Origin of the sequence: Streptomyces sp. NPDC058955, from assembly GCF_042741435.1 — a bacterium.
Classification (GTDB): domain Bacteria; phylum Actinomycetota; class Actinomycetes; order Streptomycetales; family Streptomycetaceae; genus Streptomyces.
Genome location: NZ_JBHYKM010000008.1, coordinates 96,487 through 110,413, shown reverse-complemented (window position 1 = coordinate 110,413; position 13,927 = coordinate 96,487). Strand labels below are relative to the sequence as shown.

General features: G+C 70.2%; 13 protein-coding genes. 12 read left to right on the top strand and 1 reads right to left on the bottom strand.

All coding sequences use genetic code 11. The features are described from left to right. The first annotated feature begins 328 nt into the window (after window positions 1-328). Window positions 329-1,615: a geranylgeranyl reductase family protein gene (locus tag ACFW1I_RS06215; RefSeq protein WP_384666521.1), complete on the top strand. Its 1,287-nt coding sequence runs from the start codon at window positions 329-331 to the stop codon at window positions 1,613-1,615. An 80-nt stretch (window positions 1,616-1,695) separates the two neighbouring features. Here ACFW1I_RS06215 and ACFW1I_RS06210 read toward each other — a convergent pair whose 3' ends face one another. Continuing rightward, complete coding sequence (locus ACFW1I_RS06210) at window positions 1,696-2,616, bottom strand: C40 family peptidase (RefSeq protein WP_384666519.1); 921 nt, start codon at window positions 2,614-2,616, stop codon at window positions 1,696-1,698. Window positions 2,617-3,307: 691 nt separating this feature from the next. Between ACFW1I_RS06210 and ACFW1I_RS06205 the strand changes: the two genes are divergently transcribed. The 11 genes from ACFW1I_RS06205 to nuoK are packed head-to-tail and all read left to right on the top strand — an operon-like array spanning window position 3,308 to window position 13,922. Continuing rightward, entirely contained in the window at window positions 3,308-3,667 is a 360-nt protein-coding gene (locus ACFW1I_RS06205; protein WP_030494815.1) for an NADH-quinone oxidoreductase subunit A, read from the top strand. 17 nt (window positions 3,668-3,684) lie between these two features. Continuing rightward, the gene (locus tag ACFW1I_RS06200) at window positions 3,685-4,239 is read left to right on the top strand and encodes an NADH-quinone oxidoreductase subunit B family protein (protein WP_003998928.1); all 555 of its coding nucleotides are present in this window, start codon (window positions 3,685-3,687) and stop codon (window positions 4,237-4,239) included. Beyond that, a complete protein-coding gene (locus ACFW1I_RS06195) occupies window positions 4,236-4,982 on the top strand; it encodes an NADH-quinone oxidoreductase subunit C (protein WP_384666517.1) in 747 nt (248 codons plus the stop codon). Before ACFW1I_RS06200 ends, ACFW1I_RS06195 begins: the two co-directional genes overlap by 4 nt. Continuing rightward, on the top strand, window positions 4,979-6,301 hold the full coding sequence (locus ACFW1I_RS06190) for an NADH-quinone oxidoreductase subunit D (RefSeq protein WP_384666515.1): 1,323 nt from the start codon (window positions 4,979-4,981) through the stop codon (window positions 6,299-6,301). Before ACFW1I_RS06195 ends, ACFW1I_RS06190 begins: the two co-directional genes overlap by 4 nt. Then, window positions 6,298-7,041, top strand: a complete 744-nt coding sequence (gene nuoE, locus ACFW1I_RS06185; RefSeq protein ID WP_384666513.1) for an NADH-quinone oxidoreductase subunit NuoE — start codon at window positions 6,298-6,300, stop codon at window positions 7,039-7,041. The genes ACFW1I_RS06190 and nuoE overlap by 4 nt, the downstream gene beginning before the upstream one ends. Next, a complete protein-coding gene (gene nuoF / locus ACFW1I_RS06180; RefSeq protein ID WP_384666511.1) occupies window positions 7,041-8,390 on the top strand; it encodes an NADH-quinone oxidoreductase subunit NuoF in 1,350 nt (449 codons plus the stop codon). The genes nuoE and nuoF overlap by 1 nt, the downstream gene beginning before the upstream one ends. Further along, window positions 8,387-10,876, top strand: a complete 2,490-nt coding sequence (locus ACFW1I_RS06175; protein ID WP_384666509.1) for an NADH-quinone oxidoreductase subunit G — start codon at window positions 8,387-8,389, stop codon at window positions 10,874-10,876. The genes nuoF and ACFW1I_RS06175 overlap by 4 nt, the downstream gene beginning before the upstream one ends. Then, the gene (gene nuoH, locus ACFW1I_RS06170; protein WP_384666507.1) at window positions 10,873-12,234 is read left to right on the top strand and encodes an NADH-quinone oxidoreductase subunit NuoH; all 1,362 of its coding nucleotides are present in this window, start codon (window positions 10,873-10,875) and stop codon (window positions 12,232-12,234) included. The genes ACFW1I_RS06175 and nuoH overlap by 4 nt, the downstream gene beginning before the upstream one ends. After that, window positions 12,227-12,805, top strand: coding sequence for an NADH-quinone oxidoreductase subunit NuoI (nuoI, locus tag ACFW1I_RS06165; protein ID WP_384666505.1), 579 nt, complete (start codon window positions 12,227-12,229; stop codon window positions 12,803-12,805). The genes nuoH and nuoI overlap by 8 nt, the downstream gene beginning before the upstream one ends. After that, window positions 12,802-13,626 carry an NADH-quinone oxidoreductase subunit J gene (locus tag ACFW1I_RS06160; protein WP_384666504.1) on the top strand — a complete coding sequence of 275 codons (825 nt, stop codon included), beginning with the start codon at window positions 12,802-12,804 and terminating at the stop codon, window positions 13,624-13,626. The genes nuoI and ACFW1I_RS06160 overlap by 4 nt, the downstream gene beginning before the upstream one ends. Further along, window positions 13,623-13,922 (top strand): NADH-quinone oxidoreductase subunit NuoK, encoded by a 300-nt coding sequence (gene nuoK / locus ACFW1I_RS06155; protein WP_031012459.1) that lies wholly within the window; start codon window positions 13,623-13,625, stop codon window positions 13,920-13,922. The genes ACFW1I_RS06160 and nuoK overlap by 4 nt, the downstream gene beginning before the upstream one ends. Window positions 13,923-13,927 lie beyond the last annotated feature (5 nt).

Genomic DNA, 13,927 nt, shown 5'->3' with positions numbered 1-13,927 from the left:
GGGTGCCTCCGCTCATGGGCCTGGACCCGCACCGGTACGGAGCCGTACAGCGGGTGCGGGTTCAGGCGCAGAAGCCTAGGCCCGGCAGACGGGCGCCGTTCCGTGTGCCCACCCGTTCCGCCCTGCGGAACGCCTGCCCACACGGAGGTGCAGCGACCGGGCCCCGCCCGGAAGCCCGGGCCTGGCGCGTAAGCCAGGCGTGCAGGGTGGGCGCCGTGCCGGGCGGGAGGCTCGACCCCCCGCCCCCGCGCCCCGCAACGGTCCGCCCCGCACCCCCCGGCCTAGACTTCGCTACGACCCTCTTCGCCGACCTTTCGGGAGATTCGCCGTGACCGAGAAGCCCCTCTCCGAGCACAGCGCAGATGTGATCGTCGTCGGGGCGGGCCCGGCCGGCTCCACCACCGCGTACTACCTGGCCAAGGCCGGTCTCGACGTGCTGCTCCTGGAGAAGACGGCGTTCCCGCGCGAGAAGGTCTGCGGCGACGGCCTCACCCCGCGCGCCACGAAGCAGCTCGTCTCCATGGGCATCGACATCTCCGAAGAGGCCGGCTGGCTGCGCAACAAGGGCCTGCGGATCATCGGCGGCGGCGTCCGGCTCCAGCTGGACTGGCCGGACCTCGCCTCGTACCCGGACTACGGACTCGTCCGCAAGCGCGACGACTTCGACGAGATGCTGGCGCGGCAGGCGCAGAAGGCCGGCGCCCGCCTGTACGAGCGCTGCAACGTCGGCGCGCCGATCATCGACGACCGCACCGGCCGCATCACCGGCGTGCACGCCAAGCTCGGCGAGGAGAAGACCGAGGTCACCTTCCACGCCCCGCTGGTCGTCGCCGCCGACGGCAACTCGACCCGCCTCTCCCTCGCGATGGGCCTGCACCGCCGCGAGGACCGCCCGATGGGCGTCGCCGTCCGGACGTACTTCACCACCCCGCGGCACGACGACGACTACCTGGAGTCGTGGCTGGAGCTGTGGGACAAGCGCGGCGCCGAGGACCGTCTCCTCCCCGGCTACGGCTGGATCTTCGGCATGGGCGACGGCACCTCCAACGTCGGCCTCGGCATCCTCAACTCCTCCTCCGCCTTCCGCGAGCTGGACTGGCGCGAGGTCCTGAAGGCGTGGTGCGCCTCGATGCCGGAGGACTGGGGCTTCACCCCCGACAACATGACGACCCCGATCCGCGGCGCGGCCCTCCCGATGGCGTTCAACCGCCAGCCGCACTACACGAAGGGCCTGCTGCTCGTCGGCGACGCGGGCGGCCTGGTCAACCCGTTCAACGGCGAGGGCATCGCCTACGCGATGGAGTCCGGCCAGATCGCCGCCGACGTCATCGTCCAGGCCCACGCCCGCGCCACCCCCGCCCAGCGCGAACTGGCCCTGCGGAGCTACCCCCGCATCCTGAAGGACACCTACGGCGGCTACTACACGCTGGGCCGCGCCTTCGTGAAGCTGATCGGCAACCCGAAGGTCATGAAGATCGCGACCCAGCGCGGTCTGACCCACCCCGTCCTGATGAAGTTCACCCTCAAGATGCTGGCGAACCTCACCGACCCGACCGGCGGCGACGCGATGGACCGCATCATCAACGGCCTCTCGAAGGTCGCCCCGAAGGCCTGACGCACCCCGGACACCCCGAAGGGCCGTCGCTCCCCCGAGGAGTGACGGCCCTTCGTGTGTACGGCTCTGATCGCGGACGATCAGAGGATGCGCACGGCGCCCGACGGCGGGTCCCAGTCCAGGGAGCGCTCGACGACGCCGGTGGAGGAGTTCTGCGCGCCGACGTACTTGCCGCCGCCGACGTAGATGGCGACGTGGTACGAGCCGCTGCGGCTGCCCCAGTAGAGGACGTCGCCCGGCTGGAGGTTGCTCAGGGAGACGGAGGTGCCCATGGAGGACTGCTGGTACGAGATGCGCGGCAGGTCGATGCCGGCGGCGGCGTAGGCGGCCTGGACGAGGCCGGAGCAGTCCCACGAGTTGGGGCCGGTGCCGCCGGTGACGTACGCGTCGCCGATCTGGGCGCGCGCGAAGGCGACGATGGCGGCGGCGGTGCCGGAGGCGGCCTGGGTCGTCGACTCCGAGGAGGAGGCGGACGAGCCGCCGTCGTCCGACGAACCCGAGTCCGAGGACGAGGAGGACGACGAGTCGGACGCCGAGGTGGCGGTCAGCTGGGTGCGGGCGGCGTCGCGGGAGGCGCGGGCCTGCGCCTCGGCGCGGGCCTCGGCCTCGGCGCGCTCGCGCTCGGCCTTCGCCTCGGCCTCCTGGCGGGCCTTCTCGGCGCGCTCGGCCTCGGCCTTGCGGTCGGCCTCGGCCTTGGCCTTCTTGGCCTCCTTGGCGGCCTTCTGCAGGGCGGCGGCCTCCTGGGCCTCCAGGCTCTGGTCGAGGGCCTCCTGCTCGGACGCCTCGGCGGAGGCGGCCACGGCGCTGGAGAGGTCAGTGCCGAGCGATCCCAGCGTGGGCATCTCGATGGTCTCGGTCACCGGCTCGGCACTCGCCGGGCCGGCAGCACCGGCCACCGCGATGGTGCTGAGGACGCCACCGGCAACTCCGGCGCGGAGCGCGAGCTTCGAGGCGCTGCGGCGGGGCTTCCGGTGGCTGGGTATGTGAGCGGTGTGGGACATGGGTACAACCGCTATCAGGGCTTCACGGTTCCCTTCAAGAAACGTGGGTTGCGCCACAGTTACGACCGGAACCGTCTAATCCGCTTCCTTGGCGCCCTTATTGACGCCGTAACGGGCAAAACGGGCGCGGCTCATTCCGCCCTTGATCACGGGTTTTCGATGAGATGCCCGAATTGCCCTTCGCTTACCACCTCTTGAAGCCGATGGCCAAGCCCCGTTCTTTTCGGGCTCCGGCGACGTGACGCAGGTCACATCTCCGTCTCGTGAACGCGCGCACACGGAGTCGAGGCGTCCACTTCGGTCCCGTCGCCCCCTCGGACGAGCGACGCCGATGCCTATATCACCCAGACGCGTCCACTGCCAATTTGCTTGCACGCGCCATCTCTTGATAGAGCGCCACCCGTTCCGACCAGCGATTTCCGGTCCGAATGTCACACCTGGTGATCACCTGGGCGCTTCACGCGACAAGATCACCGCTCATCCGACTTCATGATCCTTCGTCAGGTGGTGGAGATCACAAATCCGTTGGTGACCCCCGTGTCGCAGATCACAGAGGGGCGGGCTTAAGATACGCGGACGTCGGGCTTGTGAACTGCCTCACATGTGGGCGATCTTCCCGGAGGTCGCCGCGGGGCTCCGCGAGTCGACAGTGCGGTCCAACGGTCAAGGACGACTGGAAGGAGCGAGGAGCGTGAATGCGTACGCGCCCATCCTCGTGCTCGGTGCCCTGGGTGCGGGGTTTGCGATCTTCTCCGTGGTCATGGCCACGCTAATCGGGCCAAAGCGGTACAACAGGGCAAAACTTGAGGCGTACGAGTGCGGCATCGAACCGACGCCCACTCCCGCCGGGGGAGGCCGCTTCCCCATCAAGTACTACCTGACGGCGATGCTCTTCATCGTCTTCGACATCGAGATCGTCTTCCTCTACCCCTGGGCCGTCACCTTCGACGCCCTGGGGCTTTTCGGGCTCGTGGAGATGCTGCTCTTCGTGCTCACCGTCTTCGTCGCCTACGCCTACGTGTGGCGGCGCGGCGGCCTGGAATGGGACTGAGGGGCTGAGGAGCACCCATGGGACTCGAAGAGAAGCTGCCCAGCGGTTTCCTGCTGACCACCGTCGAGCAGGCCGCGGGCTGGGTCCGGAAGGCGTCCGTCTTCCCCGCGACCTTCGGCCTCGCCTGCTGCGCCATCGAGATGATGACGACCGGCGCCGGCCGCTACGACCTCGCCCGCTTCGGCATGGAGGTCTTCCGCGGCTCCCCGCGCCAGGCCGACCTGATGATCGTCGCCGGCCGGGTCAGCCAGAAGATGGCGCCCGTGCTGCGGCAGGTCTACGACCAGATGCCCAACCCCAAGTGGGTCATCTCCATGGGCGTCTGCGCCTCCTCGGGCGGCATGTTCAACAACTACGCGATCGTGCAGGGCGTCGACCACATCGTGCCGGTCGACATCTACCTGCCCGGCTGCCCGCCGCGCCCCGAGATGCTGATGGACGCGATCCTCAAGCTCCACCAGAAGATCCAGACGTCCAAGCTCGGCGTGAACGCCGAGGAGGCGGCCCGCGAGGCGGAGGAGGCGGCGCTCAAGGCGCTGCCGACCATCGAGATGAAGGGTCTGCTCCGTTGAGCGACGAAACCCCGAACCCCGAGAAGGAGCTGTCCGCGCAGAACCTGCCCGGCCAGCGCGGTGAGCACGGGGAGGAGGTACGGCTCCAGCGCGGCATGTTCGGCGCGAACAACGGCGGCGACACCTCCGGCTACGGCGGCCTCGTCCGCTCCATCCGGATGCCCGGACCGGCCACCCGCCCCTATGGAGGGTGGTTCGACGAGGTCGCGGATGAACTCGAAGGTGCTCTGGAGGAGCAAGGGCTGCTCCCGGAGAACGCCATTGAGAAGACCGTTGTCGACCGTGGCGAGATCACTTTCCACATCGCGCGCGAGCACCTCGTCCGCGTGGCCCGCACCCTGCGCGACGACCCGGCGCTCCGCTTCGAGCTGTGCACCGGCGTCTCCGGCGTCCACTACCCGGGCACTGTGACATCTCAAGAAGTGGGCCGCGAGCTGCACGCCGTCTACCACCTGCGGTCGCTCACCCACGGACGGCTGATCCGGCTGGAGGTCTCGGCCCCCGACGAGGACCCGCGGATCCCGTCGCTGACCGCCGTCTACCCGACGAACGACTGGCACGAGCGCGAGACCTACGACTTCTTCGGAATCGTCTTCGAAGGCCACCAGGCCCTCACCCGGATCATGATGCCGGACGACTGGCAGGGCCACCCGCAGCGCAAGGACTATCCGCTCGGCGGCATCGCCGTCGAGTACAAGGGCGCCCAGATCCCGGCTCCGGACCAGCGGAGGTCGTACTCGTGAACAGCACCGCATCCACCCCCCGCGACACCACCGAAGGGGCGGTCTACACGGTCACCGGCGGCGACTGGGACGAGGTCGTCCAGTCCGCGGCGAAGGCCGACGACGAGCGGATCGTCGTCAACATGGGCCCCCAGCACCCCTCCACCCACGGCGTGCTCCGGCTCATCCTGGAGATCGACGGCGAGACCGTCACCGAGGCCCGCTGCGGCATCGGCTACCTCCACACCGGCATCGAGAAGAACCTCGAGTACCGGACCTGGACGCAGGGCACCACCTTCGTCACGCGCATGGACTACCTCACCTCGTTCTACAACGAGACGGCGTACTGCCTCGGCGTGGAGAAGCTGCTCGGCATCACCGACGACATCCCGGACCGGGCGAGCGTCATCAGGGTCCTGCTCATGGAGCTGAACCGGCTCTCCTCGCACCTGGTGTGCATCGCCACCGGCGGCATGGAGCTCGGCGCCACCACGATCATGATCTACGGCTTCCGGGACCGCGAGATGATCCTGGACCTGTACGAGCTGATCACCGGCCTGCGCATGAACCACGCCTACATCCGGCCCGGCGGCCTCGCCCAGGACCTCCCGCCCGGCGGCGTCGACGCCGTGCGCGAGTTCGTGAAGACCATGAAGAAGAACCTGCCGGAGTACGACAAGCTCGCCACCGGCAACCCCATCTTCAAGGCCCGCATGCAGGACGTCGGCTACCTCGACCTCACCGGCTGCCTGGCCCTCGGCGCCACCGGACCGATCCTCCGGTCGGCGGGCCTCCCGCACGACCTGCGGAAGACCGACCCGTACTGCGGCTACGAGGACTACGACTTCGAGGTCCCCACCGCCGACAGCTGCGACGCCTACGGCCGCTTCCTCGTCCGCCTGGAGGAGATGCGCCAGTCGCTGCGGATCGTCGAGCAGTGCCTCGACCGCCTGGAGCCGGGCCCGGTCATGGTCGGCGACAAGAAGATCGCCTGGCCCGCCCAGCTCGCCCTCGGCCCCGACGGCCTCGGCAACTCCCTCGACCACATCAAGAAGATCATGGGCACCTCCATGGAGGCCCTGATCCACCACTTCAAGCTGGTCACCGAGGGCTTCCGGGTCCCGGCCGGCCAGGCGTACGCGGCCGTCGAGTCCCCCAAGGGCGAGCTCGGCGTGCACGTGGTCTCCGACGGCGGCACCCGCCCCTTCCGGGTCCACTTCCGCGACCCGTCCTTCACCAACCTCCAGGCCATGGCCGCGATGTGCGAGGGCGGCCAGGTCGCCGACGTCATCGTCGCCGTCGCCTCCATCGACCCCGTGATGGGAGGCGTCGACCGATGACGGAGAACGTCAGCCTCGGGATGCCCCAGCTTCCCGCCCCCGCCTACCCGGACGAGGTCCGGGCCCGGCTGGAGGAGGACGCGAAGGCGATCATCGACCGCTACCCCGGCTCCCGCTCCGCGCTCCTCCCGATGCTGCACCTCGTGCAGGCGGAGGAGGGCCACGTCACCCGCACCGGCATGGCCTTCTGCGCCGACATGCTCGGCCTGACCACCGCCGAGGTCACCGCCGTCGCCACCTTCTACACGATGTACCGCCGCAAGCCGTCCGGCGACTACCAGGTCGGCGTCTGCACCAACACCCTCTGCGCGGTCATGGGCGGCGACGCCATCTTCGAGGAACTCAAGGCCCACCTCGGCGTCGGCAACGACGAGACGACCGACGACGGCAAGATCACCCTCGAACACATCGAGTGCAACGCGGCCTGCGACTACGCCCCCGTGGTGATGGTCAACTGGGAGTTCTTCGACAACCAGACCCCCGAGTCGGCCAAGAAGATGGTCGACGACCTCCGCGCCGGCCGCACCGTCGAACCCACCCGCGGCGCCCCCCTCTGCACCTTCAAGGAGACCGCCCGCATCCTCGCCGGCTTCCCCGACGAGCGCCCCGGCGCCGTCGCGGCCACCGGCGGCGCCGGCCCCGCCTCCCTCGTCGGCCTCCGCCTGGCCAAGGGCGAGACCCCGCAGCACACCCGGATCGTCCACCCGCGCGGCGAAGCAGCCGGTCAGGAGGGAGAGTGATGACATTGGCCGCCGAGATCAACTCCAGCAGCCCCGAGAAGCTCCTCTCCCCGGTGCTCTCCGCCTTCTGGGACCAGCCCGACTCCTGGACCCTGGAGACGTACGAACGCCACGAGGGCTACCAGGGCCTCAGGCGGGCGCTCGCCATGAGCCCCGACGACCTCATCGCCTACGTGAAGGACTCCGGGCTCCGCGGCCGCGGCGGCGCCGGCTTCCCCACCGGCATGAAGTGGCAGTTCATCCCGCAGGGCGACGGCAAGCCGCACTACCTCGTCGTCAACGCCGACGAGTCCGAGCCCGGCACCTGCAAGGACATCCCCCTCCTCTTCGCCAACCCGCACTCCCTCATCGAGGGCATCGTGATCGCCTGCTACGCGATCCGCTCCAGCCACGCCTTCATCTACCTGCGCGGCGAGGTCGTCCCCGTCCTGCGCCGCCTCCACGAGGCGGTCCGCGAGGCGTACCGGGCCGGGTACCTCGGCACGAACGTCCTCGGCAGCGGACTCGACGTCGAACTCACCGTGCACGCCGGCGCCGGCGCGTACATCTGCGGCGAGGAGACCGCCCTCCTCGACTCCCTCGAAGGCCGCCGCGGCCAGCCCCGGCTCCGGCCCCCCTTCCCCGCGGTCGCCGGCCTCTACGCCTGCCCCACCGTCGTGAACAACGTCGAGTCCATCGCCTCCGTTCCCGCGATCCTCCACCGCGGCAAGGAATGGTTCACCTCGATGGGCAGCGAGAAGTCCCCGGGCTTCACGCTCTACTCGCTGTCCGGGCACGTCACCTCGCCCGGACAGTACGAGGCCCCCCTCGGCATCACCCTGCGCCAGCTCCTCGACATGAGCGGCGGCATGCGCGCCGGACACCGGCTCAAGTTCTGGACCCCCGGCGGCTCCTCCACCCCCATGTTCACCGAGGAACACCTCGACGTGCCCCTCGACTACGAGGGCGTCGGCGCCGCCGGCTCCATGCTCGGCACCAAGGCCCTGCAGTGCTTCGACGAGACCACCTGCGTCGTCCGGGCCGTCACCCGCTGGACCGAGTTCTACGCCCACGAGTCCTGCGGCAAGTGCACCCCCTGCCGCGAGGGCACCTACTGGCTCGTCCAGCTCCTGCGCGACATCGAGGCCGGCCGGGGCGTGATGTCCGACCTCGACAAGCTGAACGACATCGCCGACAACATCAACGGCAAGTCGTTCTGCGCCCTCGGCGACGGCGCCGCCTCGCCGATCTTCTCCTCGCTGAAGTACTTCCGCGAGGAGTACGAGCAGCACATCACGGGCAAGGGCTGCCCCTTCGACCCGGCCAAGTCGACCGCCTGGGCGGACAATCACAAGGAGGTGACCGCATGACCGTCACCACGTCCAACGCCGCGGGCGGCGGCAGCCCCGCCGTTCCCCCCGAGGACCTCGTCACGCTGACCATCGACGGCGCCGAGATCTCCGTCCCCAAGGGGACCCTGGTCATCCGCGCCGCCGAACAGCTCGGCATCGAGATCCCCCGCTTCTGCGACCACCCCCTCCTCGACCCCGCCGGCGCCTGCCGCCAGTGCATCGTCGAGGTCGAGGGCCAGCGCAAGCCGATGGCCTCCTGCACCATCACCTGCACCGACGGCATGGTCGTCAAGTCGCAGCTGACCTCGCCGGTCGCCGAGAAGGCCCAGCACGGCGTGATGGAGCTGCTGCTCATCAACCACCCGCTGGACTGCCCGGTCTGCGACAAGGGCGGCGAATGCCCCCTGCAGAACCAGGCCATGTCCCACGGACAGGCCGACTCCCGCTTCGAGGGCGTCAAGCGGACCTACGAGAAGCCGGTCCCGATCTCCACCCAGGTGCTGCTCGACCGCGAGCGGTGCGTGCTCTGCGCCCGCTGCACCCGCTTCTCCAACCAGATCGCCGGCGACCCGATGATCGAGCTGATCGAGCGCGGCGCGCTCCAGCAGGTCGGCACCGGCGAGGGCGACCCCTTCGAGTCGTACTTCTCCGGCAACACCATCCAGATCTGCCCGGTCGGCGCGCTCACCTCGGCGGCGTACCGCTTCCGCTCCCGCCCCTTCGACCTGGTCTCCTCGCCCTCGGTGTGCGAGCACTGCGCCGGCGGCTGCGCCACCCGCACCGACCACCGGCGCGGCAAGGTCATGCGCCGGCTCGCGCAGGACGACCCCGAGGTCAACGAGGAGTGGATCTGCGACAAGGGCCGGTTCGGCTTCCGGTACGCGCAGCAGCGCGACCGGCTGACGACCCCCCTCGTACGGAACGCGCACGGCGTCCTCGAACCGGCCTCCTGGCCGGAGGCCCTGGAAGCCGCCGCCCGCGGGCTCGTCCGCGGCCGCACCGGCGTCCTCGCCGGCGGCAGGCTCACCGTCGAGGACGCCTACGCGTACGCCAAGTTCGCCAGGGTCGCCCTCGACACCAACGACGTCGACTTCCGGGCCCGGGTCCACTCCGGCGAGGAGGCCGACTTCCTGGCCGCGTACGTCGCCGGACGGGGCCGGGACCTGGACGGGTCGGGTGTCACGTACACCTCGCTCGAAGCCGCCCCGATGGTGCTGCTCGTCGGCCTGGAGTCCGAGGAGGAGGCCCCCGGCGTCTTCCTGCGGCTCCGCAAGGCGTGGCGCAAGCACGGGCAGAAGACGTACGCCGTCGCCACCCACGCCACCCGCGGCCTGGAGAAGACCGGCGGCACCCTGCTGCCCGCCGCCCCCGGCACCGAGACCGAGTGGCTCGACGCCCTGACCTCCCGGGTCGGGCTCGACTCCACCGGCTGGGCCGCCTCCGAGGCGCTGCGCCAGGACGGCGCCGTCATCGCCGTCGGCGAACGGCTCGCCGGAGTGCCCGGCGCGCTCACCGCCGCCCTGCGGGCCTCCGCCGCCACCGGCGCGAAGCTCGTCTGGATCCCGCGGCGGGCCGGCGAGCGCGGCGCGATCGAGGCCGGCGCGCTGCCGAGCCTGCTGCCCGGCGGCCGGCCCGCGACCGACCCCCGCGCGCGCGAGGAGGTCGCCGCCGCCTGGGGCGTCCGCGAACTCCCGCACGGCTACGGCCGCGACACCGGCCAGATCCTGGAGGCCGCCGCCGCCGGCGAACTCGCCGGACTGCTCGTCGGCGGCGTCGACGTCGACGACCTGCCCGACCCGGCACGCGCGCGTGAGGCCCTCGACGCGGCCTTCGTCGTCTCCCTCGAACTGCGCCCCGGCGCGGTCACCGAGCGCGCCGACGTCGTCCTGCCGGTCGCCGCCGTCGCCGAGAAGCCCGGCACCTTCCTCAACTGGGAGGGCCGCGTCCGGATGTTCGAGGCCGCGCTCAAGCCCGAGCAGATGACGAGGCCGCTCGCCCCGACCGACGCGCGCGTGCTCCACATGCTCGCCGACGCCATGGACGCCCACCTCGCCCTGCCCGACCTGAAGGCGGCCCGGCGCGAACTGGACCGGCTCGGCCGCTGGACCGAGGAGCGGGCCTCCGAGCCCAGCGCCCACGCGGTCCCGGCGCCCCGGCCCGGCGACGGCGAGGCCGTCCTCGCCGGCCACCGGCTGCTGCTCGACCTCGGCAGGCTCCAGGAGGGCGACACCGCCCTCGCCGGCACCCGCCACGCGGCCGTCGCCCGGCTCTCCGCCGATACCGCGGCCGACACCGGCGTCAAGGACGGCGACCTCCTCGAAGTCACCGGCCCCGCGGGCACGGTCGCCTTCCCCCTCCAGGTCACCGAGATGCCCGACCGGGTCGTCTGGCTCCCGCTGAACTCGGCCGGCCACGGCGTCCTCGCCGGCACCGGCGCCCGCCCCGGCGACCTGGTCCGCATCGGCCCGGCCACCCCGTCGACTTCGCCGGAGGTGCAGGCGTGAACACCCTCCTCGCAGCCGAGGACCTCTCCCTGTTCGGGACGGACCCCTGGTGGCTCGTCGCGATCAAGGCCGTCTTCTGCTTCGCGTTCCTGATGGTGACCGTGCTCTTCTCCATCGTGTGGGAGCGCAAGGTCGTCGCCTGGATGCAGCTGCGCATCGGCCCCAACCGGCACGGCCCCTGGGGCCTCCTCCAGTCCCTCGCGGACGGCATCAAGCTGATGCTGAAGGAGGACGTGATCGTCAAGCGGGCCGACAAGGTCGTCTACGTCCTGGCCCCGATCGTCGCCGCCGTCCCCGCCTTCATGGCGATCGCCGTGATCCCCTTCGGGCCGGCCGGCAACGAGGTGTCGATCTTCGGCCAGCGCACCACGATGCAGCTCACCGACCTGCCGATCGCGATGCTGTACATCCTCGCGGTCGCCTCCGTCGGCATCTACGGCATCGTGCTCGCCGGCTGGTCGTCCGGCTCCACGTACCCGCTCCTCGGCGGCCTCCGCTCCTGCGCGCAGATGATCTCGTACGAGATCGCCATGGGCGCGGCCTTCGCCTCCGTCTTCCTCTACTCGGGGTCGATGTCCACCTCGGCGATCGTCGAGGCCCAGCAGGACCGCTGGTTCATCGTCCTGCTGCCGGTGTCGTTCCTCATCTACATCGTGACGATGGTCGGCGAGACGAACCGCGCCCCCTTCGACATGCCGGAGTCCGAGGGCGACCTCGTCGGCGGCTTCAACACCGAATACTCGTCCATCAAGTTCGCGATGTTCATGCTCGCCGAGTACGTGAACATGGTGACGGTCTCCGCCGTGTCGGTGACCCTCTTCCTGGGCGGCTGGCGGGCCCCGTACCCGGTCTCCACCTTCTGGGAGGGCGCCAACCACGGCTGGTGGCCGATGCTGTGGTTCGTCCTCAAGGTGCAGCTGCTGCTCTTCTTCTTCATCTGGCTCCGCGGCACCCTGCCCCGCGTCCGCTACGACCAGCTGATGAAGCTCGGCTGGAAGGTGCTCATCCCGGTCTCCGTGGTCTGGTTGATGCTGGTCGCCACCGTCCGGGCGCTGCGCAACGAGAACATCGCCTTCACCAACATCGTGCTGTACGTGGCCGGTGCCGTCCTCGTGGTGCTGCTGCTCTCCTTCGTCGCCGACCTGTTCCGCGACAAGAAGGAGAAGGCCACGGCCGCCGGGCCCGCCGCCGAGCAGCCCTTCGACCCGATGGCCGGCGGCTTCCCCGTACCGCCCAAGCCCGGACAGACCCTGCCGCCCGTGCCCCGGCGCAGGCCCCGACACCAGCGGGACCTCGTTGTCAGTGGTGGCCCCGATACTGCTACCGAGAGTGACGAAAGGGGGACGGATCGTGTCTGACTTCCAGAATCCGGTGGCCGGCTTCGGCGTGACCTTCAAGGCCATGTTCAAGAAGCGGCTGACCGAGCAGTACCCGGAACAGCAGAAGACGACGGCACCCCGCTTCCACGGCCGGCACCAGCTCAACCGCCACCCGGACGGCCTGGAGAAGTGCGTCGGCTGCGAACTGTGCGCCTGGGCCTGCCCCGCGGACGCCATCTACGTGGAGGGCGCGGACAACACCGACGAGGAGCGCTACTCGCCGGGCGAGCGGTACGGCCGCGTCTACCAGATCAACTACGCCCGCTGCATCCTCTGCGGGCTGTGCATCGAGGCGTGCCCCACCCGCGCGCTGACGATGACCAACGAGTTCGAACTGGCCGACTCCTCCCGCGAGAACCTGATCTACACCAAGGAGCAGCTCCTCGCGGGCCTCGACGACCGCATGGTCGACACCCCGCACGCGATCTTCCCCGGCATGACCGAGCAGGACTACTACCGGGGCCTCGTCACCGAGGCCGCGCCCGGTACCGAGCGCCAGGTCGCCGTGTCCAAGGGAGAGAAGCCCGAGCCGGAGGGGGCGGACGCATGAGCGCGCTGGCCTCCTACACGACCTCCTCCGGTGAGGCGTTCCAGTTCTGGGTGCTCGGCACCGTCGCCGTCATCGGCGCGCTGTGCACCGTCCTCATGAAGAAGGCCGTGCACTCGGCCCTCTGCCTGGCCGGCACGATGATCGTCCTCGCGGTCTTCTACCTGGCCAACGGCGCGTACTTCCTCGGCATCGTGCAGATCGTCGTCTACACCGGCGCGATCATGATGCTCTTCCTCTTCGTCGTCATGCTGGTCGGCGTCACGGCCGCGGACTCGCTGAAGGAGACCATCAAGGGCCAGCGCTGGTGGGCCGCCGCCTGCGGCCTCGGCTTCGGCGTCCTGCTCTTCGCCGGGATCGGGAACGCGGCCCTGACCGAGTTCACCGGCCTCGGCGCGGCGAACGCCGCCCACGGGGGGAACGTGGAGGGTCTGGCGGCCCTCATCTTCACCAAGTACGTCTTCGCCTTCGAGATCACCGGCGCCCTGCTGATCACCGCCTCCGTCGGCGCGATGCTCCTCACCCACCGGGAGCGCACCGAGCGGGCCCGGACCCAGCGCGAGCTGGCCGAGCAGCGGGTGCGCGAGGGCAAGCACCTCCCGCCGCTGCCCGCCCCCGGCGTCTACGCCCGGCACAACGCGGTGGACGTCGCGGGCCTGCTGCCCGACGGCACCCCGTCCGAGCTCACCGTCATCTCCACCCTGCGCAAGCGGGGCCAGGTACGGGACGTGTCGACGGAGGCGCTCGCCGATCTCAAGGCCCTGGAGCAGCGCTCCTCGGAGCGGCTCGGACGCGACCGGGAAGAAGAGGAGGCCGGCCGGTGAATCCCGTCAACTACCTTTATCTCGCCGCCCTGTTGTTCACCATCGGTGCGGTCGGGGTGCTGATCCGGCGGAACGCGATCGTGGTCTTCATGTGCGTGGAGCTGATGCTCAACGCCTGCAACCTCGCGTTCGTCGCCTTCTCCCGGATGCACGGCAACCTCGACGGCCAGATCATCGCCTTCTTCACGATGGTCGTGGCCGCCGCGGAGGTCGTCGTCGGGCTCGCGATCATCGTGTCCGTCTTCCGATCCCGCCACTCGGCCTCGGTCGACGACGCCAGCCTGATGAAGCTGTGAGGGGC

Excerpts from the sequence above, each read along its gene's own strand:
- ACFW1I_RS06200 (WP_003998928.1), top strand. The coding sequence starts at position 3,685 with ATGGGACTCGAAGAGAAGCTGCCCAGCGGTTTCCTGCTGACCACCGTC.
- ACFW1I_RS06210 (WP_384666519.1), bottom strand. The coding sequence starts at position 2,616 with ATGTCCCACACCGCTCACATACCCAGCCACCGGAAGCCCCGCCGCAGC.
- nuoF (WP_384666511.1), top strand. The coding sequence starts at position 7,041 with ATGACATTGGCCGCCGAGATCAACTCCAGCAGCCCCGAGAAGCTCCTC.
- nuoE (WP_384666513.1), top strand. The coding sequence starts at position 6,298 with ATGACGGAGAACGTCAGCCTCGGGATGCCCCAGCTTCCCGCCCCCGCC.
- ACFW1I_RS06175 (WP_384666509.1), top strand. The coding sequence starts at position 8,387 with ATGACCGTCACCACGTCCAACGCCGCGGGCGGCGGCAGCCCCGCCGTT.
- ACFW1I_RS06160 (WP_384666504.1), top strand. The coding sequence starts at position 12,802 with ATGAGCGCGCTGGCCTCCTACACGACCTCCTCCGGTGAGGCGTTCCAG.